Below are 26690 nucleotides of genomic sequence, written 5' to 3'. Positions count from 1 at the left end.
ACTGTGGATTTTTTATTTTATTTTTTGTTCAAGTTGATTATACAATCTACCAAAATATATTGTTGAAGTAAAATCTTTAGTAAGGGTATATAAGTTTGCGAGGTGGAACTATTGCGCAAGATTTTCCTGCTGACGCTGCTGGCCTGCTGTATGCTTTTAGGCGCGGTTGCTCAGGCGGCGCAGATAACAGATGTAAAATGGGGTGTCAATAAAGCAGACGTGCTGCGTATCGTTGTCGATGTTACGGATACTGCAGGGTACGCTGTTGATATGGATGGCAATACGCTGAATTTGACGGTAAACGCTGATAAAGGAGCACAGGTGCCGCAGAGCAAGGCTGTAAAAAGCTCTTTGGCTGACTCCATGAAAATTGTGGACAAAGGAAGCTATACGGTGGTGCGTGTGCCTTTAAAGCAGCATGTGCCGGGAAAAAATTATAAAGCCTTTGTCTTGAAGAAGGATCCGGCAACTGGCCGTCCCTTCCGTGTAGTGCTTGATGTTACGCCTAAGCAGGCTTCCTACAGCGGTTCCGGTACCGTAACCACCGTTGTAAGCAACAGACCGGTAGTAAGCAACCGTCCGACAAAAAATAACAGCAGTATCAAGAAAAATACCGTTATAAAAACAAGTACCGCAGCGGATAAGAAAGCGGATAAAAAGAAGAGCAGTAGTAAAAAGAAAAACGATAATAAGAAAAATACTGCTGCTGCCAAAACAGAAACAACAGTAAATAAACCGGTTAATAAATCTGATACTGATAAGTTTTCGGTAATCAAAGGAAACGGCAGGTTCAGCACAAGCGGTGGTCTTGACGGTAAAATTATTACCTTAGATGCAGGTCATGGCGGCAGCGATCCGGGTGCTATCGGCAGTGATGGTACGAAGGAAAAAAATATCACCCTGGCTATTACCAAGATAGTTAAAGAAATTTTGGAAGATAAGGGTGCTAAGGTCTATATGACACGTACTACCGATGTTGATGTATTCGGACCTAATGCCAGTGATGCTGAGGAACTGCAGGCACGTGTAAACGTTGGCGAAAAATATAATTCAGATATGTTCGTCAGCCTGCATATTAATTCTTCTGTCAATAAAAATATCGGCGGCTTTTCCACATACTATTATCCGAAAACTGATAATGATCTGCGCTTAGCCAAGAATATCCAAAATAAGCTGGCAGCTAATTTCGGTGTAGATGATTTGGGTGTACGTCAGGCAAACTTTTATGTTATCAAGCGTATCAGTATGCCGGCAGTTTTGGTAGAAATGTGCTTCATCAGCAATGAAAAAGAGCTGACCTTGATGAAGGGACAATGGTTCCAAAAGAAGACAGCGCGCCTGATTGCTGAAGGCATTGAAAAATATTTTGCATAATACGGAGGCGGCAAGAATGAGGAAGCTAATTTTATTGATGCTGCTTTTGTGTGCAGTAATAGCAAGCGGTTGCAGTGAAAATGTTCCGCCTAAAGAGGATGTCAAGAATGCAGCAACTGCTTTAGTGCAGGAAAAAAAGGATATCAGCTTTATTGTTTATCGTGCAGCTTCTGATGGCAGCGAAAAGCTGTTGCCGGAAAAAATTACGATGAAGGATAACGGCAAAAGTTTGCCGGAAAATGCTTTGATTGCTTTGGTGACTACTAAACCGCAGGACGCGAAGATGGATGATGTTGTACCTATCGGCACTAAGGTTCGCAGTCTTAAAATTGAGCAGGACGGCACTGCTTATGCTGATTTTACGCGCGAGCTGGCCAAGAAGGGACAAGGCTCCTATGGCGAGATGATGCTTTGCTACGCTATTACCAATACCTTGACAGAGTTTCCGGAAATTAAACGGGTACAGATTCTGATAGAAGGTAAAAAGGCTATTACCTTGAGTGGTCATATGGATATTGAGGATCCGCTGACGCGTAATACGACTTTATTGTAAAAACAAAGAAGCGGTACTGGTAATTCTGGTGCCGCTTTTTCAAATTATTGATTACTATGGCAAATACTTTTGCCAAATGTTAGGAGAGTTGGTTATGGAAATTTATTTGCAGGACAGCGCTGCAACGGAAGCCTTGGGAAGGCTTTTGGGCAAGCATGCAGCAAGCGGTGATGTGTACTGCCTGAGCGGAGATCTGGGAGCAGGCAAAACGTTGCTCAGCCGCGGTGTTGCTGTAGCCTTGGGTGCTGCGGCTGAAGATGTCAATAGTCCGACCTTTGCCATCATGAATGTCTATCAGGGGCGTGAGCTGGAAATAAGGCATTTTGATTTATATCGCCTCAACCGTCCGGAAGAGCTGGAAGACATTGGCTTTGAGGAATATGCCGGAGGCGATGGCGTAACCTTGATTGAATGGGCTGAGCTGTTCAAGGAGGAGTTACCGGAGGAATATCTGCAGATTACATTGCTGCATGATGGTGAAGGCCGTCGTGCTGTGCTGCAGGCTCAGGGTGAAAGATACGAAAAACTGCTGCAGGAGGTAGAAGAAGATGCTGACTTTAGCAATTGATACGGCCACTAAGGTGTGCACGATTGCTTTATGCCGTGATAAGGAAATTTTAGCTGAATATACGATAAATATGGGGATGACACACAGTGAAGGACTGCTGCCGCAATTAGACCAGCTGCTGCAGCGTACCGGCGTACAAAAGCAGGATATTGAGCTTTTGGCTGTCAGCATGGGACCGGGTTCCTTTACCGGTTTGCGTATCGGTTTGGCAACGGCAGAGGCTATGGCCTACAGCTGGCAGTGCTGCTTGCATGGAGTTGATACTTTAAAGGCTATGGCCTATAATATTCAGCTTGAAGGCAGGGTGCTGTCACCGGTGCTGGATGCGCAAAAGGGCAATTTTTATCAGGCCTTATATGAATGGCGCAACGGTGAGCTTGTAGAGCTGGCACCTGTTGAGGTTGTCAGTGCGGAAAAAGCATTAGAAAGAATTGCCCTGCAGGGAACCCCTGCGTTGCTTTTGGGCGAGTGCAGCAAGCTCGCGAAAAACGGTCTGCCTGATTTTATCAGCGTGGCACCCGAAGCATTGCGTATGCCTAAAGGCAGCTCTGTTGCTTTGGCTGCCTTGGCAGAATTTGATGCAGAAAACGATAAGAAAATTTTTGGCCTGGAGCCATACTATATCAGAAGATCGGAGGCTGAGGAATTGTGGGAGAAGAAGCACAAGCAACAATAAGCTTCAGAGCAATGACGGAGGCAGATATTCCGGCTCTTGTTGCCATTGAGGCACAATCCTTTTATGATGCCTGGAATGAGAATATGTTGCGTAATGAAATAGCTAATGAGCTGACTACCTATCTGGTGATGGAATGTGCCGGTAAGTTAGTCGGTTATGCAGGCTTCTGGCTGGTGGCCGGCGAAGCACAGATAACCCGCGTAGCTGTTGCTGAGGAGGAGCGTGGCCAGGGATATGGTACACGCCTGACGGCAGCACTGGTGAACAAGGCCTGGGAGCTTGGTGCTACGGCGATGACGCTGGAGGTGCGCGAGGGAAATATTGCCGCGCAGAAGGTTTACCTGACCTGCGGCTTTGCTAGCGAGGGCATTCGCCCGAATTATTACGAAGATAATCATGAAAATGCAGTTATAATGTGGCTGTATAAAGAAGGAGCAGGCCATGAATAAAGAGCAGAAGGATGTATATATTTTAGGTATTGAAAGCAGCTGTGATGAAACTGCGGCTGCCGTAGTAAAGAACGGCCGTGAGGTACTGAGCAACATTATCTCCTCCCAAATCGTTATTCACCGTAAATTTGGCGGTGTTGTGCCGGAAATTGCTTCGCGTAAGCATATCGAAAATATTATGCCTGTTATTGATGAGGCTTTATCTCAGGCAGGCGTCGGCATGGAGCAGATAGATGCTGTTGCCGTTACCTATGGACCTGGTCTGGTCGGCGCGCTGCTTGTCGGCCTTTCGGCCGCCAAGGCGCTGGCCTGGGCAACGGATAAACCGTTGATAGGTGTCAACCATCTTGAAGGCCATGTATTTGCCAACTTTTTGGCAGACAGCGAGCTGAAGCCGCCGTTTATGGCGTTGGTTGTCAGTGGCGGTCATACGGCGCTGCTGAAGGTTACCGGCTATAACAGCTTTGAGCTTTTGGGACAGACGCGCGATGATGCGGCAGGCGAAGCCTTCGATAAGATTGCCCGCGTTATGGGCCTGCCTTATCCCGGCGGTCCGGAAATTGAGCGTCTGGCATTGGACGGCAATGACCAGGCAATTGATTTTCCGGTAGCACGTCTGGATAAGCCTTACGAGTTCAGCTTCAGCGGTCTGAAATCTGCTGTAATCAATTATCTGCACAACCAGCAGCAGGCAGGCCGTGAGGTGAACCGCAGCGACGTGGCGGCATCCTTCCAGCGTGCAGTTGTGGATGCACTTGTTAAGGAAGCCGTGCATGCTATGCAGCATACCGGTTATAATAAAATTGTACTGGCCGGAGGTGTTTCTGCCAACAAAACACTGCAAAACACGCTGGCCAAGGCTATGGAGGGGATTGGCGCCCAGCTGGTACACCCGACACCAATTTTGTGTACCGATAATGCCGTAATGATTGCCTGTCGTGGGTATTTTATGTATCAGGCAGGTAGCTTCAGTCCATTGGATTTAAACGCTAATCCATCGTTGAAATTAGGCTAAACAAATGTCTTTTATGGTGTATAAGCCTGTGGATATTGTGGATAACTTGGAAATATCCATATATAAGCGCATTAATGTTGTGGAAAAGCTTGTGGATATAGTGGATAAAATAGTGGATTAATCAGAAAAAGCTGTGGAAAGGACAACAGCAGGAAGAAGAGGGGAAACATGCTGAGCAATTTAACAGCAGAACAAAGAAACAGTTTACAAGCTATGCCACAGGTGCTCGGCTTGGCAGCAGATATAGCGCATGCTGCTGTGACGATTTATCTGCCGGGAGAAAATAAAAAGTTTTTTAATGTTTATAAGCAGGAACAGCCGATGACTCAGGTTGGCAATGTGCGTCCTGATATGACAGGGCGACGTGTGCGGGCGGTTGAGGAACCGCTTGTAGCGCGGGTGCTGCAGAAAAATGTGCCTGTCAACGGCAAGCGGGAGTGGGCCTTGGGTATGTTCAGCAGCCTGAAGGTTTTCCCGCTGCGCGACAGTCGTGGCCATTGCTATGGCGCTGTCAGCTTTGAAAGTGCTGCTCCTGATGATATTATTATTGCCCAGGCGCTGGAGCTTTTGTGTAATCTGCGCCAGGATGTGAGCAATAATAATAACTATCGCCGTCTGCTGCCTTCTGACGGCATTATGGTGGTAGATACCAACAGAGTGATTATTGCTGCCAATAATCGTGCGCGACACATGTTTGACGTGATGGATATTTCCCACCTTGTTGGCTGCCGTACTAATGATGTTGCTATTAACTGGCCGCTTGTTGGCATGGTTATGGAAACTGGCACGGCAGAAAGCAAGGAGTTTACCATGCATGGGCTGTTGCTTTCTATACGCATTCTTCCGGTAATACCAAGGCCGAAGGCTGGTTGTGCAATTGTCATTTTGCAGGATATCACTGAGCTGCGCAAAAAGGACGAGGAGCTGCTGATAAAATCTGTCGTAATCAAAGAGATTCATCACCGCGTAAAGAATAATCTGCAGACTATTGCCAGTCTTCTGCGCTTGCAGGAGCGCCGCGCGCAGTGTGATGAAACCAAAATAGTTTTGCGTGACTGCGTCAACAGAGTCAACAGCATCGCAATTGTGCATGAATATCTATCGCAGCAGGATGCTGGTCTGATTGATGTTGGTAAAGTAGCTAAGGGAATTTATCAGGCGATTATCAGCAGCATGCTGAATCCTGAATTTATGCTGCATGCTGATTTTAAAGCAGATCCTGTACAGCTGCCGTCGGACAAGGCGACGAGCATTGCGTTGATTTTAAACGAATTGCTGCAGAATACTATAGAACACGCTTATGAAGGGCGCATGAGCGGCAGTCTGCAGGTGCGTTTTACAGAAGAGAGCAAACAGTACGTTTTGTCAATTGCTGATGACGGAGTTGGTCTTCCAGAAGGTTTTTCCTTAAATAGCAGTCGTCATAGCTTAGGGCTGAAAATAATCAAGACAATGGCGGAAGCAGACCTGCAGGGAAGCTTCCGCTTGACGAATCGTGAGGATGGCGGTACACTTGCTTTAGTAACAATTCCAAAGGAGGGGCTGGAAGATGTTAAATAAACTGAGAATATTATTGGCAGATGACGAAGCTATTTTGCGTCTTGATTTGCGCGAAATGCTGGCAGATGCCGGTCATGACATAGTAGGCGAGGCAGCGAACGGACAGGAGGCAGTGAAGCTGGCTGCAGAATTAAAGCCGGATTTTATCATCATGGATGTAAAAATGCCCGTCATGGATGGTATTACGGCCGCAAAAATCATTGCTGCCGATAATATTGCTCCGGTATTACTGTTGACGGCATACAGTCAGCAGGATATTGTTGAGCAGGCATCTGAGGCAGGCGTTATTGCTTATCTTGTTAAGCCTGTGCGTGAGGAACAGCTCTTTCCGGCAATGGAGATTGCAGCCAAGCGCTTTCAGGAAATGCGGAAGCTTAATTTGGAGCTTGATAAGCTGAAGGAAAGCCTGGAGAACCGTAAGCTGCTGGATCGTGCCAAGGGTATTCTGATGACAGCGCATGGCATGACGGAACAGGAAGCGTATCGTAAGATGCAGCAGTTCAGTATGGCTAAACGTATCAGCCTGAAGGAGCTTGCGGAAAGCATTATTGCCGCGGCGGCGAAGAAGCAAGGATAAGCTAAAAGAGCAGTACGAACTGCTCTTTTTTTGTGCTCAAGCAGAATTTTGAACCTGCGAAGCAAAAAAATAGAGCGCTGAAGCAGGTTTTTGAGGGTGTGAAGCTGAATTTGCGACAAATTTGTAAAAAACAGCAAAAAAGTACTTGCATTTTTTCCTAATATGGATATAATAAGAATTGTGGTTAGCACTCGGGATAAATGAGTGCTAATAACCAAGAAGCAAATTACTCTCACGTTAGTAAGAATACTCGAAAGGGGTTATGAAAAATGTTAAATTTAAAACCTTTGGCTGATCATGTTATTGTTGAGGCTGTAGTAGTAGAAGAAAAAACCGCCAGCGGTATTTTCCTGCCGGACACCGCTGTGAAAGAAAGACCGCAACAGGGTAAAGTACTGGCAGTTGGCGCTGGTAAATATGACCACGGCGTATTTGTAAAACCTTCTGTTAAGGTTGGCGATGAAGTAATTTTCGCTAAATATAATGGCACTCCTATTAAACATGAAGGTAAGGAATATCTGATTCTCAATGAGCGTGATTTATTCGCTGTAATCGAGAAATAATTTTTGGCGTTGCAGAAAGCACCGTCTGCGTCGTTATCGGTACTGCACAAAGCACGGCGCAAATCAATATGTAGTTTAATAATAAAGTAACTTAAGGAGCGATATAAAATGGCTAAACAAATCCTGTTTAATGAAGAAGCTCGTCGCAGCCTGGAGCGTGGCGTTAATGCTCTGGCTGACGCTGTAAAAGTAACCCTCGGTCCTAAAGGCCGTAACGTTGTACTGGAAAAGAAATTCGGCGCACCGACCATCACCAATGACGGTGTAACCATTGCCCGCGACATCGAACTGGAAGATCCGTTTGAAAACATGGGCGCACAGCTGGTTAAAGAAGTATCCATCAAAACCAACGATGTTGCCGGCGACGGCACCACCACTGCTACCGTTCTGGCACAGGCTATGATTAACGAAGGCATGCGCAACGTTGCTGCCGGCGCTAACCCGATGGTTCTGAAAAAAGGTATCAAAAAAGCAGTTGACGTACTGGTTGACGAACTGAAAAATGTTTCCCAAAAGGTTGAAACCAAGGCTGCAAAAGCACAAGTTGCTTCCATCTCCGCAGCTGACGATGAAATCGGTAACCTGATTGCCGACGCTATGGAAAAAGTTGGCGACGACGGTGTTATCACTGTTGAAGAATCCAAGACCATGGAAACTCATCTGGAAACTGTTGAAGGCATGCAGTTTGACCGTGGCTACATTTCCCCGTATATGGCAACCGATGCTGATAAAATGGAAGCTGTACTGAGCAATCCGTACGTATTCATTACTGATAGAAAAATCACCATGATTGCCGACATTATGCCGGTTCTGGAAAAAGTTGTTCAAAACGGCGGCGAACTCCTAATCATCGCTGAAGATGTTGAAGGCGAAGCACTGGCAACCCTGGTTGTTAACAAACTGCGTGGCACCTTCAAGGCTGTTGCTGTTAAGGCTCCTGGCTTCGGCGATCGTCGTAAAGCAATGCTGCAGGATATCGCTACTCTGACCGGTGCAACCGTTATCAGTGAAGAAGTTGGCCGTAAACTGGACAGCGCAAGCATGGCAGACCTTGGCCGCGCAGGTCAGGTTCGTGTAACCAAAGAATTGACCACTATCGTTGACGGCTTGGGTGATAAAGATGCTATTGCTGCACGCGTTGCTCAAATCCGTGCACAAATTCCGGAAACCACTTCTGATTTCGATAAAGAAAAACTGCAAGAACGTCTGGCTAAACTGGCCGGTGGCGTAGCTGTTATCAAAGTCGGCGCTGCTACCGAAGTTGAGCTGAAAGATAAAAAACTGCGCATTGAAGATGCTCTGAACGCTACTCGCGCTGCTGTTGCTGAAGGCATTGTTGCCGGCGGCGGTACTGCTCTGCTGCAAGTACAGCCTGCTCTGGCAAAAATCAAAGCTACCGGCGATGAGAAGACCGGCGTAGAAATCGTTAAACGCGCTATTGAAGAGCCTGTTCGTCAAATCGCTTACAACGCTGGCCTGGAAGGCGCTGTTATCGTTGATACCATTAAACGCAGCCGCAAGGGCTATGGCTTCAACGCTCTGACCGAAGAGTATGTTGACATGATCGAAGCAGGTATCGTTGACCCGACTAAGGTTACCAGAAGCGCACTGCAAAATGCTGCAAGCATCGCTTCTATGGTTCTGACCACTGAATCCATCGTAGCTGACAAACCTGCTAAGGAAGGCGCTGCTATGCCGGCAATGCCTCCGATGGGCGGCGGCATGCCCGGTATGATGTAAGCTGCAGACCGGATGTCAAAATTGTATAATATAGCTTGAGTAGGCTATAGATTGCACACTCTGTTACTGATTTGGTAGCAGGGTGTGCTTTTTTGTTACAAAAAAGCTGATGTGAAAAATTTTCTGGGTATTAGTGTAGTCTAATTATGTTTTTTTGCTGGCAAATATGCTATAATAATTTCATTCTATAGACAGAAGGAGCTGTTGATAATGGGTGAAGCTGCAGCCGAAAAAGATTTTTACTGGAAGCTGTTTAAATCGACCTTTATAATTAGTGCCTTTACTATCGGCGGCGGTTTTGTAATCATTCCGCTGCTGAAGGCCAAATTTGTTGATGAGTATAAATGGATGGATGATAAGGAAGCACTGAACCTTGTGGCGATTGCGCAGTCTGCGCCGGGTGTTGTGGCAGCCAATGCGGCAATCAGCATGGGCTACAAGCTTGGCGGTATCCGCGGTACGCTTACTGCTTTGCTGGCAACTATTCTGCCGCCGCTGATTACCCTGAGCGTTATTTCCTATGCTTATGATGCCTTTGCGCATAACCAATATATTCAGCTGGTTTTGAAGGGCATGCAGTGCGGTGCGACGGCTATTATTATCAACGTGGCGATTGACCTGCTCAAAAAGGAGCTGAAGAAAAAATTGGCACTGCCGCTTTTGATTATTGTCGGTACCTTTATTGCCAATTATTTCTTTAATGTAAATCTGATGTATGCAGTCGTTGTGGATGCTATTATCGGCTTCTTCCTGCTGCGTGACAAAAAGTACGCGTAAGGAGGCGGCGAGATGTATATTTATTGGGAGCTTTTCTGGAGCTTTGTCAAGGTTGGTGCCTTTTGCGTCGGCGGCGGTTATGCTTCTATGCCGTTGATTCAGGCGGAGGTTATTGAAAATCATGCATGGATGACTATGCCGCAGTTTATTGATATTTTTACGATTTCGCAGATGACACCGGGCCCTATCGGTATCAATGCGGCGACGTTCGTCGGTACGAAAGTTGCAGGCTTGCCCGGTGCTATTGCTGCGACTGTGGGATTTGTTTTTCCGTCGGTGTTCATTGTACTGGCACTCGCAAAATTATTCTTTAAATATGGCGATATCGGTCCGATTCGCGGTATTCTGAACGGCCTGCGTCCTGCGGTTGTGGCACTCATCTGCTCTGCCGGATTGAGCTTTGTAATGCTGGCGCTGTGGAATACTGAAACACTGCCGAAGGATTTTACTAAGGTGGATTTGCTTGGCTGTATTGTTTTGCCAATTTCCCTGTGGTGTATCCGTCATAAGGTAAGCGTTATCCGTACACTGTGCATGAGCGGTGTTTTGGGCTTGATTTTGGGTATAGCCGGTATCCGATGATATTTGCTTTAGTAGCGCGCTGCGCTGTGAGCTTTGGCTCGCGGCATGGCGTGCTTTTTGTTATATTGAAGTTAACTTCTGCAAATTAACGGTTGACGCAAGCAAAATTCTGCTATATAATAGATACAGTTAACCAACGAATAACGTCAGTTAACTACTAAGGTTAGGGATGTGAATTACAATGCAAAAGATTATTGCACTGGCCGAGAAGGTTTTGAACGGTCAGGATATTACTAAAGAAGAAGCTGAATTTTTGATTAACGTGAGCGATGATGACACCATGCTGCTTTTGGCCATGGCTGACAAGATTCGCCAAAAATATGCCGGCGATGCTGTTGATTGCTGTGCAATCATCAACGGCCGCAGCGGTAAATGCAGCGAGAACTGCAAGTTCTGTGCACAATCCGCACATTATCATACCGGAGTTAAGGAATACGGTCTGCTGAGCGAAGAGGAAATCTTCAATGCAGCTAAAAAAGCTAAGGAAGCAGGCGCTGTACGCTTCTCCATCGTTACCAGCGGTCGCGGACAGAGCAAGGCCGATGACTTTGAAAATATCTGCCGTACCCTGAAACGTATTAAAGAAGAACTGCACATTGAAGTTTGCGCTTCTTTGGGCATTTTGACTGTAGAGCAGGCAAAAGAGCTGCGCAAAGCAGGTGTAACCCGCTATCATTCCAATCTGGAAACCGCAGGCAGCAATTTCCCGAATATCTGCACTACTCATACCTATGCTGATAAATTTGTTACCATCAAAAATGCACAGGCTGCCGGCCTGCGGGTTTGCAGCGGTGGCATTTTAGGACTTGGCGAAACACGTGAGCAGCGTGTAGAATGGGCCTTCACTCTGAAGGAGCTTGGTATTGACAGTGTACCTCTGAATATGCTGACTCCGATTCCGGGCACTCCGTTTGAAAACAACAAACCGCTGCCGCCGCTGGAAATCCTGCGTGCGTTCGCTGTTTTCCGCTTTATTCTGCCGAAGGCACAAATCCGTACCGCAGGCGGTCGCGAAGTAAACCTGCGTGACCTGCAGGCATTGGCACTCAATGGCGGTGCAAGCGGCATTATGATTGGTGGTTACTTGACTACTGCCGGCCGTGGCACTGATCGCGATATGCAGATGCTTAAGGATCTTGACCGTCCGCGCAGCGTGCCGAATCTTGATTAATTAGTTTTCCATGAATTATTAATAAATCTTACACCTTAAAATCTCAAAAAGATAAGCAGACTGGAGTTGCGACCAGTCTGCTTATTTTTTTATGCGTGCGTGATAACGCAGCGTCTTCCGCATCACCAATCCCTCGACGTATGAGAAATACGTCGTCGGGATTGCTTCTTTGAATCCGGCACGTTCTGACGCACGCATTTATTCGATAACGCACCATCTTCTGCATCATCAATCCATCATTTATTTGCGGACGCACTGCCCTCTACGGCAAATTTTATGATATAATATAATTTACTAATGACTTTCAAGAGGTGAAGCAAAATGCAGTCACACTTTCTTATTATTACCGGTATGTCCGGTGCAGGCAAAACGCAGGTTGTGCGTACCCTGGAGGATTTAAATTTTTTTTGCATTGACAATTTGCCAGCGACACTTATTCCCAAGTTTGCGGAATTATGTCGTCAGACATCGGAGGACAAGGTAGCACTTGTTGTCGATATCCGTGGCGGACGCTTTTTTGATAAGCTGTTGCAGGTTTTAGATGAAATGGAGGCCAGCGGCCAAAAATATGAGCTGCTGTTTTTGGATGCTTCCGATGCGACACTGGTGCGCCGCTATAAGGAAACGCGTCGTCGTCATCCCTTGGGCGAACGCAATACCTTGCTGCAGAATATTACCTGTGAGCGTGAATTACTTGATCCGCTGCGCGAAAAGGCTACGCATATTATTGATACCTCGACGCTGACAACGGCACAGCTGAAGGCTAAGGTAACGGAAATGTTTGGCGAGGGCTCTTCTAAAGAGCGTATGGGCATTGTTGTGCGTTCCTTTGGCTTTAAGCATGGCCTGCCGCTTGACAGTGACCTGGTGCTTGATGTGCGTTTTTTGCCGAATCCGTTTTATGTGGAGGAGCTGCGCAATATGACTGGCAACGACCGCCCGGTAGCGGATTTTATCTGCCGCTATCCGCAGACCTTCCAGTATCTGAAACTGGAGGAGCAGCTGCTTGATTTTCTTGTGCCGCAATATATCAGTGAAGGCAAGGCGCAGTTAGTTATCAGCGTAGGTTGCACAGGCGGACAGCACCGCAGCGTTTTTATTGCCAATAAATTGTACGAATATCTGCGTGAAAAGGGTTACAGCGTTGATGTGACGCATCGTGATATTCCTCACAGAAAGTAAGGGAGGAGCCTAATGGGTTGGATTAGTTGGCTGTGTCCCGGCATTAATTTGAAGCGCTGGCTGCTGCTTTTTGCAGTAGGTGTACTTTTATGTGCGTTGGGACTGGCTTTGTTTTTTAATTATCAGCTGATGGGCAAGGCGGAAGAGCTGCTCTTCCAGATGACCTATCTGACAACAGGACGCTATTCAAACGGCCTGATTATGACGATGGGCGTGGGCTTTCTTATCGTGGGCTTTGCTATTATGGTGTACGGAACACGTCGCTTAATCAGCTCGGTAGTATCTGTTGTAGTGCCTGACAAAAACGGTTCATTGATGGAAACGATTTTTATGCAGCGCAAGCTGACGCGTGGCCCGGCAATTACCGTTGTCGGCGGAGGTACCGGTTTGTCGACGCTTTTGCGCGGCATGAAGTATATCACTAATAACTGTACGGCCGTAGTAACAACTGCTGATGACGGCGGTTCGTCCGGTCGTCTGCGCAAGGAGCTGGGTATTATTCCTCCCGGTGATTTGCGTAACTGCCTGACAGCTTTGGCTGACCGCGAGCCGCTGATGGAACGTTTGATGCAGTATCGCTTTCAGGGTGATTCTCCGCTTGCAGGCCATTGCTTCGGCAATTTGTTTATTGCGGCGATGGCACAGGCCGAGGGCGGCATGGAGGCCGGACTCAATGCTACGAGCCAGATTCTGAAGGTGCGCGGCAGGGTTATTCCGTCTACCTTGGAGAATATTCAGCTGCAGGCACGTATGACAGACGGCACTATTGTGACAGGTGAATCGGAGATTCCCAAGGTGCGCAAGCAAATCAAAAAGATGATGATGCTGCCGGCGGATGCGCAGGCAGCAAACGGAGCTATTGATGCAATTTTAAATGCTGATGTGCTTATTTTCGGACCTGGCAGCCTGTATACCAGTGTTATTCCTAATCTTTTGGTAGAAGGAATCCGTGATGCTGTTGTCAGGTCCAACGCTATCAAAATCTATATCTGCAATGTTATGACACAGCCTGGCGAAACTGACGGCTACGGTGCTTATGACCATGTACAGGCGTTGATTGAGCATGTCGGTACACAGTTCTTGGATTACGCTATTGTTAATTCCCAGGATGTTACGTCGGAGCAGCTGCGTCAGTATGATGCAGAGGGTTCACGTCCGATTACGCCGGATATTGATAAAATCCGCAGTCTGGGAATTACGGTTGTACCGGCGCGTCTGATAAGCAAGGATGATTTGGTGCGCCATGATCCGCGTAAATTAGCGCGTGTACTTATTGCTTTGATTTATCGTCTGCGTCTTTTTGGGCGCGGCATGCAGTTTTTTGATTACTTCTTTATGCGTGCAGGCATGAAGAAGCTGTGCAAACAAAAATAAAACCAGATACAGGCTGAGAAGGGAGGAGTCTGCTTGTCTTTTTCCAATGATGTAAAAAATGAATTATCTCGTATAGAAACTAACGATGCGACCGGTGACAAAGCAGAGCTGCTCGGTCTTTTGCGTATGAGCGGTGCAATTGTTATCCGCGGTATGAATATAGGTATCCACTTTTCAACAGAAAATGCTGCTTTGGCCAGACGTGTACTGCAGCTGTTGAAAAGCAATTATCAAGTGCAGACGGAGGTAGTTATTACCCGTTCACGCCGTTTGAAGAAGAATAACCGTTATCAGGTACATGTAGTGCCGGCGCCGCAGGTAAGCAAGGCGCTGAACGAGCTGCAGCTCTTAAGTGTAGAGGGCGATTTGAAAAATCCGTTGCTCTCGCATCACGAAGGCAAGCGCACCTTTTTGCGCGGAGCCTTTTTGGGCGGCGGCAGCATCAGCCGTCCGGCCAGTGATTACCATCTGGAGATGGTTACCGGCAACGAGGATTTTGCTCATACGATTATTAAGGTTATGCAGAGCTTTTCCTTGAAGGCCAAGCTGACCGACAGAAAAAACGAGTATATTGTTTATCTGAAGGATGGCGAAAGCATTATCAATTTCCTGAGTGTTATCGGTGCGCATAATGCGATGATGGAGCTGGAAAATGTCCGCATTGTCAAGGAAATGCGCAATAATGTCAACAGAGCGGTAAATTGCGAAACTGCGAACCTGAACAAGGTGGTTAAGGCTGCCGTGCGTCAGGTAAGCTGTATCCATTATATTGATGAGCATATGGGGCTGAGCGAGCTGCCTCAGGGATTGCAGGATACGGCGCGTCTGCGACTGCAGTATCCGGATGTATCGTTAAATGATTTGGTGGAATACTCCGGTGGCCTGGGTAAATCCGGCATAAATCATCGTTTGAAAAAGCTGCAGGATATTGCAGTAGGTTTAGGTATGGAATTGGAGAAAGCAGATAAATGATTAAGAAAGTATGCTTAGTATTCCTGGCGCTGGTTGTCGTACTTTTGGCGGCTGCAGGTGTTGCATGGAAGCTTAACGGCGAGCGTTGGCAGCAGGAATATGCGGCCTTTAGGAAAACCGGTGCACCGGTACTGATGTATCACGCTGTCGGTTCGGAAGAAGGAGCAGATTGGCCTAAAACACTGATTATGAAGCCGGAGCTGTTTGAAGCGCATTTGAAGTACCTGAAGGAGCAGGGCTACACGATTGTGACGGTAGCAGAGCTGGCAGAGCGTCTGCAGCAGGGAAAAAGTGTAGATAAGTATGTTGCCTTGAGCTTTGATGATGGCTATAAGAATAATCACAGTGTAGTGCTGCCGTTACTAAAGAAGTATGATGCCAAGGGCTCGTTCTTTGTCATCAACAGGGATATCGGCGATGAGCTGCATATGAATGAGCAGGAAATCAAGGAGCTGATTGCTGCCGGTATGGAGCTTGGCTCGCATACCTACAGCCATAATCCGCTGGCTGCTATTGATGAAAAATATCTGGTATGGGAAACGGATACGTCACGTTATTGGCTGAAGAAGAAATTCGACGGCTATATTGTGCGTACCTTGGCTTATCCTAACGGCAGCTATAATGACAGGGTTATCGCTGCAGCGAAAAAATATGGCTTTTACAGGGCGCTGACTGGTCATGTAGGTGTCAATACGGCGGCTACATATCCAAAGGCACCATTCGAAATGTATCGTGTAACCGTTGCCGATGACGGAAACGGACTCGAGGGCTTTAAGAGACGTTTAGAGCAGGCCTATTTCTTCGGCTTTTTGCAGACGAAGGGCATTGATATCAATATTGTGCGCGACATATTTGTGCGTTAAACAGGCAAAATTAAAAGACTGATTAGTTTGGTTTAAAAGTAAATCTAAGCTAATCAGTCTTTTTTGCTTTGCATTGTTTCTAAGAGAGCGACGATGATATTAATTTGTTCAGTTGGCAAGTTCTTTAATAGAGCGAGTGCTTTGGTTATTTTCTCAGGTGCAGGATTTTGTGTATCAAAAAATTGTTGAGGCGTTATATTTAGGTATTCACAGATGTAGAAAAATCCTTGCATAGATGGATAGTTTAACTTGTTTTCTATGCGATTTATATAGCTTTCGTTTTGTCCTATTGATAGGCTCATTTCTCTAGCTGATATCTTTTTTTGCTGTCTTAATTCTGCTAAACGATTAGCAAAAAATTCTTCATACATATATTTCGCCTCCATAAGATATTATATGCTATAAGCATACAAAAATCAGAGCATTATACATCGTAAAATTATTGACGCAGGATTTTAAAAATCATATAATGTTATGTATAGGGTGCTGTTTACTATGAATAGCTATTGTAGTAGGCAGGTTATAAACTTTCTAACATTTCTACGTTTATAAAAAGCTGTGAATTAAGGAGGCTTTCATGATGAAAAGAAGACATTTTAACTTAATCAAGACAGGTAGAAAGAGCAAGCTTGCTTTGGCAGTTGGTTTAGCGTTAGCTATGTCTGCGATGGGAAGCGTGTTTGCTAGTGGGAATGATGACACGTTTAAGAATTTTGCTAATAAAGATGCTTTGATGAAAGCTGCTGAGGGATTTAAAACGCAGGAGTTTAAGAACAGTACAGGATTAGAAGCTATTGGGGCGGATAAGGCGTATGCGTTGGGTTATAGTGGTGCTGGCGTAGGGATAGGTTTAGTTGATACTCCTGTTTGGAGCAATAATAGTGAACTAAATGGTAAAGTGTACCATTATGGATTTGATGGAGCTTTACAGGATAGAAATCATGGCACTTTTATTTCTGGTATTATTGCTGCTAAAAAAGATTCTAAAGGAATGCATGGGATTGCATTTGATTCTGAGGTTTATAGCATTGGATTTGATAATTCAATATATGATAAAGGAAAAATAAAGCAACATAAGGCATATATTGGATTTATTGATGATTTACCAGATAAAGTTAAAGTTGTTAATAATTCTTGGGGAGCTGAAACAGGAATGTTAGCGTATAATTCGGACTCAATTTGGAATATAGATAGCAATTATTGGAAGGATAATTTAAATGTAGAGGAATATAGGGATTTCAAATTATTAGTCACAAAACTAAAGGAAGATATTTCAATTAAAAATAGAGCGTATGTATGGGCTGCTGGAAATATGGGGGAATTAGGAGTACCAACATTTGGTGCAGGTGTTGGAAATTTTGATGAATTAAAAAATAATACAGTGAATGTTATATCTGGAAATTTATTAACTGATACAATAGCTTCTAATTCTAATATTGCTGAAAATGCTTATAAATATACTGTGGTTGCACCTGGAAATGACATTTGTTCAATTGACGCTGAAGGTGCTAAACCTTGGGTTAATACAATTTATAAAAAAGAAAATATATCTGCTACGTCTTATGCAGCTCCATATGTATCAGCAACTTTAGGTTTAATTCAAGAAGCCTATCCGTATATGAATGGTAAAGAGATGATAGATACATTATTTTCAACAGCAAACACAAAATTTGGAGAGAATGAAAACTATGTAGTTTTGTTTGGTAGCGATAATGATGATAAATTAAAGGATATAAAAATAATATATTGTGATAAGACTAAACATAAAGACGATGAAATAAAAAGTGATTTAATAAAATATTTCAACCATAATAAAGATAAAGAAAAATGCTTTAAAGAATTCGGGATTGATGATATAGAATCATTCTTAGAAAAATTCAAAAATCAAGGAAAGGTATATTACCTAAAAAGAGAACAAATTTTTGGTCAAGGTATTGTCGACGCAGGTAAAGCAGTTCAAGGTTTAGGTGCTATAGATGTTGATAGACTTTCTAAAGATGATATTACTACAAAGTATAGTAATGAGAAATTCTATATGTATAAAGTTGATACGAAGAAAGTAGCAGATAATTTTAGAGGGCGTAATTATAGCATTTGGAGTAATGACATAGGTGATAAAAATGTTACTGGCATCAATGCTGGTTTAGAAAAAACTGGAGATGTAAAACTTATCTTATTAGGTGAAAACACTTATGGTGGTGCTACTGTTGCTAAAGGTGGATTTTTACAGATTGTCAGAGGTGTAGGTGGCGATGTGTATGTTGGTGGTGATAGCAATATTGCTGCCTCTGCTAAAATCAATGGTTATGCAAAAAATATTTATGCTTTAGAAAGCGGAAAAGTAAAAATTAGTGATATTGTCAGCAAAAATTATGCTAATGTTGATGCTGACTTTTTAGCTGCTGCCCTTCCTGATACCAACAAAGTTGACATCAATGGTGGTTTATTTGCTATTGGCAAAAATAGTATTACAGGTGAAGGTTCGACAATTAATGTTAATTTGACGCGTTCTGATTCAGCTATTAAGGGTGCATTGCATCAAGATGAATTGGGCAAAATTAACCTTAGCCTTGCTAACGAAGCTAAATTTATTTTGCAGCAAGGTACAGGCTATTATGCAGGGAATAGCTATAAGAGCAATGATACGATCAATAATCTTAACTTTAATTCTTTTGCAAGTTTCGATATGAGCCAAGATGGCGTGTACTCAACTTTGAAAATAGGTAATTTAACAGGCAATGATGGACAGTTTATTTTAGGAACAGATTTGCTCAATCAAAAAGGTGATAACTTATCTATCAATAAAGCTGATAATAGTGAGCAGTGGATTTCTATTTTAGATAAGAATGGTGTTTACGTTGATAACGAAAATGAAACTAAAGAAGTTTTTATTGGCAGCGCACCTAGTACTTTATGGTTTAAAGGATATGCTTTAGCGCAGGATGTAGGCGTAAATCAATATAAATTTAATCCACATATTTATTTCAGAGTAGGATCTGATTATAATACTAGAGAATGGTATTTTGATGGCTTTAATGCTAGCGTAAGCAAGCCAGAAGTGGATGGTGTTATTACAAGCTCTGGTAGATACACAACTGACAATGTTCTAAATAATGGATTAACTGGTTATGATGCTAACATAAAGGTAGATAAGGGAAGTAAAGATGCTATGTTAATATATGGTTACAAAGAAAAGTATCTGCCTACTGTTGTTGGTGTGCGTGGAGCTAGTTTTTTAGGGGAAGGTGATATCAAGATTATTGTAAGGAATGACAGAGATATTACTGATTCAGAGTATGAAGATTTTTATGGTGATTATACAACTGGCATAGAATATAATGATGCTAAAACTTTCAAATTTAACCAAAATGTAAGTTTAGACGTTAAAGGTAAAAATTTAGTTTATGGTCTGGATAACTATTGCGTTGGTTATAGTGATAGAAGCAGTTGGTTTGAATTTAATAAGAACCTTAATATTAATGCTGAAAATACAAATGGATACAAGGTCTTTGGTATTGCTAATAGGTATTATATTAAGGGAAATGGAGACACTAATATTAATCTGATTAATCATGATGGAGGAACCAGTGTTGGTATTAACAATCAAGCCACTATGATATTAAAAGGTAATTTAAATATTAGTGACTGTGGTAGTGATGGAAAAGTTAAATTTACGGCAATAACTAATAATGTAAGAAACTATGATCCTCTTGATGTATATTTTGTAGTAGAGAAGGATGTTAATATTAATTTAACTAATAAAGATAATGTTAATGAATTATATTACAATAAGGATTTTATTGATTCTATTGACATACAAGATGGTACGTTTAAGGTTGGTGGAAAAATTTCGATAGAAGGTAGTGTAACAAATTATTCTATCAAAAATAAAGGAACATTTACAGCAGGTGATATAAAAACTAATACTGGTGTAAAGAATGAAGCTTCTATGGAAGTTGCAAACAATATTGAGGCTGAACAAATTACCAATTCCTCTGTTTTGAACATTGGAAATGATATTATAAGTAACAGCGTTTATACGAGTAATGAATTAAATGTGGGAGGAAAGATAAGTACTTCGCGATTTGAAGCTTCTGCTGCTAATGTTAAAGCAAAATCAATACAAGCGAAAAATGTTGAACTAAGACAAACTGTATTAGACGTACCAGAGATTTCTACAGATAAGTATAAAGCATATAGTTGTGAAACTGATTTAGAGTTACTCAATGCTAATGATGTAGAAATTTCTGGTGGCAGTTTGAATGTTAAAAATTTAAATATAAATGGAAAGGGTAATACAGTACATCTTATTTCTTACAGAGATACGACTACAAAATTAAATGTTAATAAAGATGGTAATGGTGTTGTAAAGATTGCAGGAAATATTGCGGCTTCTGATTATGGAGGAACAGGTAGTGCTAAAGTTAATTTAACTAATGAACAATCTTATTTCAATGGAGAATTAAATGGATTTTCCACAGATTCTGAAGTGAATATTTCAAATGGAGCGTTGTGGAAATTAGAATCAAAAAATTACACGATAGTTAAGGATCACAAAATTAATTTGCATAATGGCGGAATTATGTATGTACCACTAGGGAATATACATATGTTTAGAAACTTCTCAGGAGATGATGGCATTATTAAATTTGATATTCATCAAGTTGAAAAAGGAAGTGGGGATATAAAATATGGAATAATTTCTATTGATAAAAATGATACTCAGGATGCTCATCATACAATTGTATTAAATCCTGATACATCTGATTTTTTACTAGCGGAAGGAACGAAAATAAATCCTTTAGAATTAATTAGTGATTCTTCTGAAATAAACGGTGGTTATAAACTCAATTTTACTATCAATCCTTTTGATGCAGGTGCTTATAATTACACACCAACATTAACTAATGAGAATCTTGGAGGAGTTAATTATTGGAAAGTAACAGATATCAAACTTACTGGTAGTACGCCCGATCCGACACCGGATCCCAATCCAAACCCGACGCCGAACCCAGATCCAAATCCGGACCCGACGCCCAATCCAGATCCAAATCCAAACCCGACGCCCGATCCAGACCCGAATCCAAATCCGACGCCCGATCCAGACCCGAATCCAAATCCGACGCCTGATCCCGATCCAGACCCGAATCCAAACCCGACACCGGACCCCAATCCAACGCCTGCGCCTGTGCTGTCTCATTTGACTTACAATACTCGCGCTAATGCTATCAATAACTATTATAGATGGCGTGATGAGTATAATAATCTGCAAAAACGCTTGGGTGATTTACGTATGAGCACAGAGGAAAACGGCTTGTGGGCACGTACTTTCCATGGCAAAGAGGAGAGCGGAAAATATGGCTTGAATAACCAGTATAATGCTTTCCAGATTGGCTATGACAAGCAATTGTTGCAGGATGATGGTAGTAAGTGGTTTGTTGGTGCTGCGGTTACTTCTTATGATGGCAAAACGAATTATGCTAAACAAGGCAAAGCTGATAATAACAGTATTGGTTTAGCCTTGTATGGTAGTTACTTGGGAGAAAAAGGCCATTATTTTGACGTTGTGGCACGCCATAGCAGATTAAAGAGTGAACTGACAAGTTATGCTGCTGGCACTGGTAATAAAATTACAGGAGATTACCATAACTGGGGTAGCAGTTTAAGCATGGAATATGGCAGACGTATTTCTATGAAGCATGATTTCTATCTGCAGCCAGAAGCAGAACTTACTTACGGTACTACAAGCTCTGCAAGCTATTCTTTGAGCGATGGCTCTAGAGTTAAGCAGGATGGTATCAGTAGCTTGACTGCGCGTGCAGGACTGACTGTGGGCAAGGAGTTTAAAAATAGTAATATCTTTGCTTCTATTAGCGCAGTGCATGATTTTGGTGATGATAACGTATTCTCCATTACAGATAAGTACGGAAAAACTTATAAGGATATCTCCAATTTGAAAGATTCTTGGTATGAATTGAGCGTTGGTGGAAATGTAAAATTCAATAATAACACTTACGTCTACGCCGATTTGGAAAAGACCTTTGGTGGTGATATTCAGACTAAGTGGCGCTATAACTTTGGTGTAAGATATTCGTTCTAAGCAGATGTTAGTTTTGATCTAGTTTTAAAGGGAGACGATTGCCTCCCTTTTCTTTTGCAAGTAATGTTAACCGCAAAAATAAAATAGGTTGACAATAAATAAAAACTGGCGTATCCTATAAACTATGAACTGTAACAGAGGTTACAGAAGCTTTGGAGGCGTAAAATATGCATTTGAGTACGAAGGAACTGATTTTATGCGCATTGTTTATTGCGCTTATTACTGTAGGAACGTTTATTAAAATTCCGGTAGGCACCGATGTCTATACACTGCAGTTTTTGTTTACTTTATTGGCCGGGTTGCTGCTCGGACCGCGTCTGGGTGCAATTGCCGTCGGCACCTATGTTGTTATGGGCTTAGTTGGTATTCCGGTTTTTGCATCAGGCGGCGGCCCCGGTTATATTGCGCAGCCGACCTTCGGTTATCTTCTGGGCTTTATCGTGCAGGCATGGGTAAACGGTGCCTGGGCACGCAAGGCTAATCAAATTAATTTCCGTAGCCTGTTGGAAGCAAATCTTGCCGGTATGTTCATTGTTTATCTGTTTGGACTCGTGTGGTTCTATGTAGTATCCAATTATATAATCAATGCACCGATTTCCGTGTGGGCAGTTATCTGGTACTGCGGTATTCTGCAGGTTATCCCTGATGTTGTGCTCTGCATTGGTGCGGCTATGCTGGGTGTGCGCGGTTATAAGGCCGGCATATGGCTGAAGGTATAAAAAAGCAGTCCTTGCAATCTTATAAAAAGGTTGCGGGACTGCTTTTAGCTTTTTAGAAGGCCTTCTGCAGGAAAGCGTCGAGGGAAGACTCGTTCATGCTGCCGACTATGCGTGCAATTATATGTCCGTCGGCGCTGATGATGTAGGACGCCGGAATAGCGTCAATGCCGTAGGCACGTCCGAGTGCCTGATGATCACCGTAAGCAGCGGGGAAGGTGTAGCCCTTGCTTTGGATGAAACGAGCAGGATCCTGTTCGTTATCATCTACGCTGAGAATAACAAAATGCATTTTGTCTTTGTATTCGGCGTATTTCTTTTCAATATGAGGCAGCTCGCCGACACAGGGAGGGCACCAGGTCGCCCAAAAGTTGATGAAGACAGGTTTGCCCTTTAAATCGCTCAGACGCATGGTTTTGCCACTGCCTAACTCTTTGTAGCTGAAATCAGGTGCGACTTCAGCAGATGAGGCCTTCGCAGTGCTCATCTGCGGTTTGCTGTCGGCAGTTTTATCGGAGAAGGGACAGCTGCAGCCTGCAGTAAATAATAAAAGTGCAGTCATAGATAAGGTTAGCAGAAATTTTTTCATATTGACCTCCTTATAAGGATAAGAGAAAATGGTATATTTAAATTAAAACTTTTTGCCAATGGAAATGGCCTTTACCGGGCAGACGCTGCGGCATTCACCGCAGGCGATGCATTCACTGTCACCTACATGCTGACAATCCATCTTGCAGTGCTCCATACAGAGGTTGCAGTTGATGCACTTGACGTGGTTAACCTTCATGCCAAAGAGGGATAGTTTATTAAAAAGCCCATAGATGGCACCTAAAGGGCAGATAAAGCGGCAGAAGGGGCGATAGATGAAGATGGCTGCCAGCACAGTAAGGCACAGCAGTGCCAGCTTCCAGATAAACAGCTGGCCCAAAAGCTCACAAAGCTGCGGCTTGAAAAATGCCAGAGGCAGAGCAGCCTCCAGCGTACCTGCGGGACAGATAAATTTGCAGAAGGCAGGTACGCCGCTGCCGGTGAAATGATAAAAGGCTAAGGGCAAAATAATGAGAAAAATCAGCGCAATAAAATATTTCAGATAGCTGAGCAGATAGGTAAAGCGGTTGCGCTGCAGCTTAGGCGTAGGAATTTTGTAGAGCAATTCCTGCACGAGGCCGAAGGGACAGCCCCAGCCGCAGATAAGACGCGCAAAGATTAACGCAAAGAGCAGAATGAAGCCCAGCACATAGAAGGGAATGCGCAAAAATACACCGCTGAGCGAGCTTTGCAGCGAACCAAGCGGGCAGGCGCCCAAGGCTCCGGGGCAGGAATAGCAGTTTAACCCCGGCAGGCAGATATTCTTGCTGCTGCCCTTCCAGATGTTGCCATTGGTAAAGCCTGCAATATTGCCGTTATATAGGAGGGCGGTGCAAATTTGTACAAGCTTACGTTTAACCAATGCCGATACACTCCAGACAAATTGTCGCTGCCTTGCGCCAGACGGCAAGATATTCTCTGTTGCAGATACCATACGTCAGCATGGCGGCAGCGCTCAGAAGGATTAAAATACGTGTTATTTTCATAGCAAGCAGACCTCCTATATAATTACTAAGAATATTCTAGCATATACAATGAAATTTTACTATGAATGCATGACTATACATTATTGAGGTTGGGTAGCAAATAGCAGAAAATAATATTAAATTATTTCTATCCGCGTGTTGCAATGATTTTCTGACTGGTGTTGTATGGATAAAAGCGTATGAACAGGCTATAATAAAACAGCTAATGCAATGGAAGAATATAGGTCGCGAAATAGTATTTGCAAATGAGCAATTTAAAAAAATCCTTGCAAAATAGGCAAAAACAAGGTAAAATAAAACAAGTAATAATATATTTTTTTGGAGGTAATCGTTATGCGTAAACACATCAAAACTGTTAATAAAGCAATGCTGAACAAAACTCTGCGTACCGGTGGCTGCGGCGAGTGCCCGGCTTCCTGCCAATCCGCTTGCAAAACTTCCTGCACCGTTGGCAACCAGGTTTGCGAACACTGCAAATAATATCTGAGCTTAATGCAGCTCCCTGTCTGGTGCAGGGGGCTGTTTTACTATCTATGCAAAAAGAAAGGTTGGAATACATGCTGATACATAAAATGCGTCTTGATGATAATATGGCTGTGCTGGATATCAACAGCGGTGCCGTTCATCTTGTAGACGATGTTATTTACGATTTACTCGATTATTATGATGGCAGCAACGATGCTGAGGCTATGGCTGCTTTGAAGGATAAATACAGCGAAGAGGATTTGCGCGATGCATTGGAAGAAATGCACGGCCTGCAGGATGAAGGTCTGCTTTTCAGCCCTTCCTTTGATGTGCCGCCGACCTTTGCCGAAAAGCCTATTGTTAAATCTCTGTGCCTGCTTGTAACGCATGACTGTAATCTGCGTTGCGGTTACTGTTTTGCCGACACAGGTTCCTTTGGTGGCTGCCGTCAGCTCATGAGCAAGGAAACGGCGGAAAAGGCTATCGAGTTTGCTATTGAAGGCAGCAAGAAGCGCCATAACCTGGAGCTGGATATGTTCGGCGGTGAACCGCTGATGAACTGGCCGGTTGTTGTGCATATCACCGAATATGTACGCCGTCGTGAAAAAGAAACAGGCAAGAATATTAAGCTGACGCTTACTACCAACGGTACTCTTTTGAATGATGATAATATCAAATTCCTCAATGATAACCGCGTTATGCTGGTTCTGAGTCTGGATGGCAAGAAGGAAACTCATGATGCTATGCGTCCGTTCCCGAATAAAGCCGGCAGCTATGATGCAGCTGTACGCGGCTTTAAGAAGGTAATTGACAGCCGTGAGGGCAAAAACTACTATCTGCGCGGAACCTATACCCATTTCAGCACCCATTTCTGTGAGGATGTGCTGGATATGACTAAGGTTGGCAAGGAGATTTCCGTAGAGCCCGTAGTAGGCATTGATGAACCCTGGGTATTGACCGAGGAAGATTTGCCGGTAATTTTCGATGAATACGATAAGCTGGCGCGTGCATATCTGGAGCGTCGTCGTGAAGGCAATCCCTTTGACTTCTTCCATTTCAATGTAGCACTTGATAACGGTCCGTGCGTAGCTAAGCGCTTGGCAGGCTGCGGTGCAGGTCATGAATACTATTGCATTACTGCTGATGGCGATATTTATCCGTGCCATCAGTTTGTAGGCCGTGAACAATATAAGATGGGTACCTTGGATACCGGTATTGTTACACCTGAGATGGTGCAGAAGTTCCGTCATACCCATGTTCTTACTAAGCCGGAGTGCAGCAAATGCTGGGCACGCTTCTTCTGCAGCGGTGGCTGCCACGCCAATGCGGATTTAATTAACGGCGATATTACCAAGCCTTATGAGTATGGCTGTCGCCTGCAAAAGAAACGTCTGGAGAATGCTATCGTTGTTCAGGCTGTTTTGTCTGCAGAAGCACAGGAAGGTGAGGACCTGCGTCCGCATATCAACAATTTCACTTACGAAAAATAATAGCTTTTTACTAGTGCGCTCTGCGAAAGCAGAGCGCATTTTTACGTTTTCGTCGATAATAGTGAAAAATGCCGGAAAAAACAAGCAGGAAATTTGCTGCTGAGAAAGAAAAAAATCTCTAAAATTTTTCGGGAGAAAGTGATTTTTTTACGCGCTTTTTACCGTTTTTCGGTAGAAAATTTAACTTTTTTTGAGATTTTTTGAAGAAATTTTAGGTGCTTTAAAGCGTGTATACATGATACTTCGTTTGAATACTGAGCCACGTGTATCACGAAAAAATGTTAAAAAAGTAACAAAAAGGTGTTGACATAATGCAGGTCACATGGTATTATATACAAGTCGACGCGAT

25 protein-coding genes are annotated in these 26690 nt (G+C 43.7%); 21 read left to right on the top strand and 4 right to left on the bottom strand.

Features of this window, described 5'->3' with window-relative positions; all coding sequences use genetic code 11:
• The first annotated feature begins 111 nt into the window (after positions 1-111).
• The 17 genes from Q0612_RS11835 (at position 112) to Q0612_RS11755 (ending at position 15996) form a co-directional block, all read left to right on the top strand.
• A complete protein-coding gene (locus Q0612_RS11835) occupies positions 112-1374 on the top strand; it encodes an N-acetylmuramoyl-L-alanine amidase (protein ID WP_298884917.1) in 1263 nt (420 codons plus the stop codon).
• Between the two features lie 16 nt (positions 1375-1390).
• Positions 1391-1927 carry a GerMN domain-containing protein gene (locus tag Q0612_RS11830; RefSeq protein WP_298884915.1) on the top strand — a complete coding sequence of 179 codons (537 nt, stop codon included), beginning with the start codon at positions 1391-1393 and terminating at the stop codon, positions 1925-1927.
• Positions 1928-2021: 94 nt separating this feature from the next.
• Entirely contained in the window at positions 2022-2495 is a 474-nt protein-coding gene (gene tsaE / locus Q0612_RS11825) for a tRNA (adenosine(37)-N6)-threonylcarbamoyltransferase complex ATPase subunit type 1 TsaE (protein WP_298884913.1), read from the top strand.
• A complete protein-coding gene (tsaB, locus tag Q0612_RS11820) occupies positions 2476-3171 on the top strand; it encodes a tRNA (adenosine(37)-N6)-threonylcarbamoyltransferase complex dimerization subunit type 1 TsaB (protein ID WP_293822812.1) in 696 nt (231 codons plus the stop codon). The genes tsaE and tsaB overlap by 20 nt, the downstream gene beginning before the upstream one ends.
• Positions 3144-3620 (top strand): ribosomal protein S18-alanine N-acetyltransferase, encoded by a 477-nt coding sequence (gene rimI / locus Q0612_RS11815; protein WP_298884911.1) that lies wholly within the window; start codon positions 3144-3146, stop codon positions 3618-3620. The genes tsaB and rimI overlap by 28 nt, the downstream gene beginning before the upstream one ends.
• A complete protein-coding gene (gene tsaD, locus Q0612_RS11810) occupies positions 3613-4635 on the top strand; it encodes a tRNA (adenosine(37)-N6)-threonylcarbamoyltransferase complex transferase subunit TsaD (RefSeq protein WP_021719490.1) in 1023 nt (340 codons plus the stop codon). Before rimI ends, tsaD begins: the two co-directional genes overlap by 8 nt.
• Before the next feature lie 168 nt (positions 4636-4803).
• Positions 4804-6195, top strand: a complete 1392-nt coding sequence (locus Q0612_RS11805; protein ID WP_298884906.1) for a sensor histidine kinase — start codon at positions 4804-4806, stop codon at positions 6193-6195.
• Positions 6185-6772, top strand: coding sequence for an ANTAR domain-containing response regulator (locus Q0612_RS11800; protein ID WP_298884904.1), 588 nt, complete (start codon positions 6185-6187; stop codon positions 6770-6772). Before Q0612_RS11805 ends, Q0612_RS11800 begins: the two co-directional genes overlap by 11 nt.
• Positions 6773-7041: 269 nt before the next feature.
• Complete coding sequence (gene groES / locus Q0612_RS11795; RefSeq protein ID WP_021719494.1) at positions 7042-7335, top strand: co-chaperone GroES; 294 nt, start codon at positions 7042-7044, stop codon at positions 7333-7335.
• Between the two features lie 108 nt (positions 7336-7443).
• Positions 7444-9075, top strand: coding sequence for a chaperonin GroEL (gene groL / locus Q0612_RS11790; protein WP_009145698.1), 1632 nt, complete (start codon positions 7444-7446; stop codon positions 9073-9075).
• Positions 9076-9285: 210 nt separating this feature from the next.
• Positions 9286-9852: a chromate transporter gene (locus Q0612_RS11785; protein WP_298884899.1), complete on the top strand. Its 567-nt coding sequence runs from the start codon at positions 9286-9288 to the stop codon at positions 9850-9852.
• A gap of 12 nt (positions 9853-9864) precedes the next feature.
• The gene (locus Q0612_RS11780) at positions 9865-10434 is read left to right on the top strand and encodes a chromate transporter (protein ID WP_293807620.1); all 570 of its coding nucleotides are present in this window, start codon (positions 9865-9867) and stop codon (positions 10432-10434) included.
• 181 nt (positions 10435-10615) lie between these two features.
• Positions 10616-11605, top strand: a complete 990-nt coding sequence (gene bioB / locus Q0612_RS11775; protein ID WP_298884896.1) for a biotin synthase BioB — start codon at positions 10616-10618, stop codon at positions 11603-11605.
• A 321-nt stretch (positions 11606-11926) separates the two neighbouring features.
• Positions 11927-12787, top strand: a complete 861-nt coding sequence (gene rapZ / locus Q0612_RS11770; RefSeq protein ID WP_021719499.1) for an RNase adapter RapZ — start codon at positions 11927-11929, stop codon at positions 12785-12787.
• 12 nt (positions 12788-12799) lie between these two features.
• On the top strand, positions 12800-14161 hold the full coding sequence (yvcK, locus tag Q0612_RS11765; protein ID WP_298884894.1) for a gluconeogenesis factor YvcK family protein: 1362 nt from the start codon (positions 12800-12802) through the stop codon (positions 14159-14161).
• Positions 14162-14194: 33 nt separating this feature from the next.
• Positions 14195-15133: a DNA-binding protein WhiA gene (gene whiA, locus Q0612_RS11760; RefSeq protein ID WP_293724934.1), complete on the top strand. Its 939-nt coding sequence runs from the start codon at positions 14195-14197 to the stop codon at positions 15131-15133.
• Positions 15130-15996, top strand: coding sequence for a polysaccharide deacetylase family protein (locus tag Q0612_RS11755; protein ID WP_298884893.1), 867 nt, complete (start codon positions 15130-15132; stop codon positions 15994-15996). Before whiA ends, Q0612_RS11755 begins: the two co-directional genes overlap by 4 nt.
• 53 nt (positions 15997-16049) lie before the next feature.
• Here Q0612_RS11755 and Q0612_RS11750 read toward each other — a convergent pair whose 3' ends face one another.
• A complete protein-coding gene (locus tag Q0612_RS11750) occupies positions 16050-16367 on the bottom strand; it encodes a helix-turn-helix domain-containing protein (RefSeq protein ID WP_293724938.1) in 318 nt (105 codons plus the stop codon).
• A 206-nt stretch (positions 16368-16573) separates the two neighbouring features.
• Between Q0612_RS11750 and Q0612_RS11745 the strand changes: the two genes are divergently transcribed.
• Positions 16574-22096 carry an autotransporter outer membrane beta-barrel domain-containing protein gene (locus Q0612_RS11745; RefSeq protein ID WP_298884890.1) on the top strand — a complete coding sequence of 1841 codons (5523 nt, stop codon included), beginning with the start codon at positions 16574-16576 and terminating at the stop codon, positions 22094-22096.
• A gap of 167 nt (positions 22097-22263) precedes the next feature.
• A complete protein-coding gene (locus Q0612_RS11740) occupies positions 22264-22815 on the top strand; it encodes a biotin transporter BioY (protein WP_298884888.1) in 552 nt (183 codons plus the stop codon).
• A 52-nt stretch (positions 22816-22867) separates the two neighbouring features.
• On the opposite strand, the gene Q0612_RS11735 is transcribed toward Q0612_RS11740, so the two are convergent.
• The 3 genes from Q0612_RS11735 to Q0612_RS11725 are packed head-to-tail and all read right to left on the bottom strand — an operon-like array spanning position 22868 to position 24386.
• Positions 22868-23401 (bottom strand): TlpA disulfide reductase family protein, encoded by a 534-nt coding sequence (locus Q0612_RS11735; RefSeq protein ID WP_298884886.1) that lies wholly within the window; start codon positions 23399-23401, stop codon positions 22868-22870.
• 42 nt (positions 23402-23443) lie between these two features.
• Positions 23444-24262: a 4Fe-4S binding protein gene (locus Q0612_RS11730; RefSeq protein WP_298884885.1), complete on the bottom strand. Its 819-nt coding sequence runs from the start codon at positions 24260-24262 to the stop codon at positions 23444-23446.
• Complete coding sequence (locus Q0612_RS11725; protein ID WP_021719506.1) at positions 24255-24386, bottom strand: CD1871A family CXXC motif-containing protein; 132 nt, start codon at positions 24384-24386, stop codon at positions 24255-24257. The genes Q0612_RS11730 and Q0612_RS11725 overlap by 8 nt, the downstream gene beginning before the upstream one ends.
• Positions 24387-24719: 333 nt before the next feature.
• Between Q0612_RS11725 and scfA the strand changes: the two genes are divergently transcribed.
• The gene (gene scfA / locus Q0612_RS11720) at positions 24720-24866 is read left to right on the top strand and encodes a six-cysteine ranthipeptide SCIFF (protein ID WP_009145710.1); all 147 of its coding nucleotides are present in this window, start codon (positions 24720-24722) and stop codon (positions 24864-24866) included.
• A gap of 77 nt (positions 24867-24943) precedes the next feature.
• Positions 24944-26341 carry a thioether cross-link-forming SCIFF peptide maturase gene (gene scfB, locus Q0612_RS11715; protein ID WP_367181743.1) on the top strand — a complete coding sequence of 466 codons (1398 nt, stop codon included), beginning with the start codon at positions 24944-24946 and terminating at the stop codon, positions 26339-26341.
• The last annotated feature ends 349 nt before the right edge of the window (positions 26342-26690 follow it).

This window comes from uncultured Phascolarctobacterium sp., assembly GCF_937920985.1.
Lineage (GTDB): Bacteria > Bacillota > Negativicutes > Acidaminococcales > Acidaminococcaceae > Phascolarctobacterium_A.
Note: the sequence above shows the minus strand (reverse complement) of the source record. Positions and strands in the feature narration are given on the sequence as shown.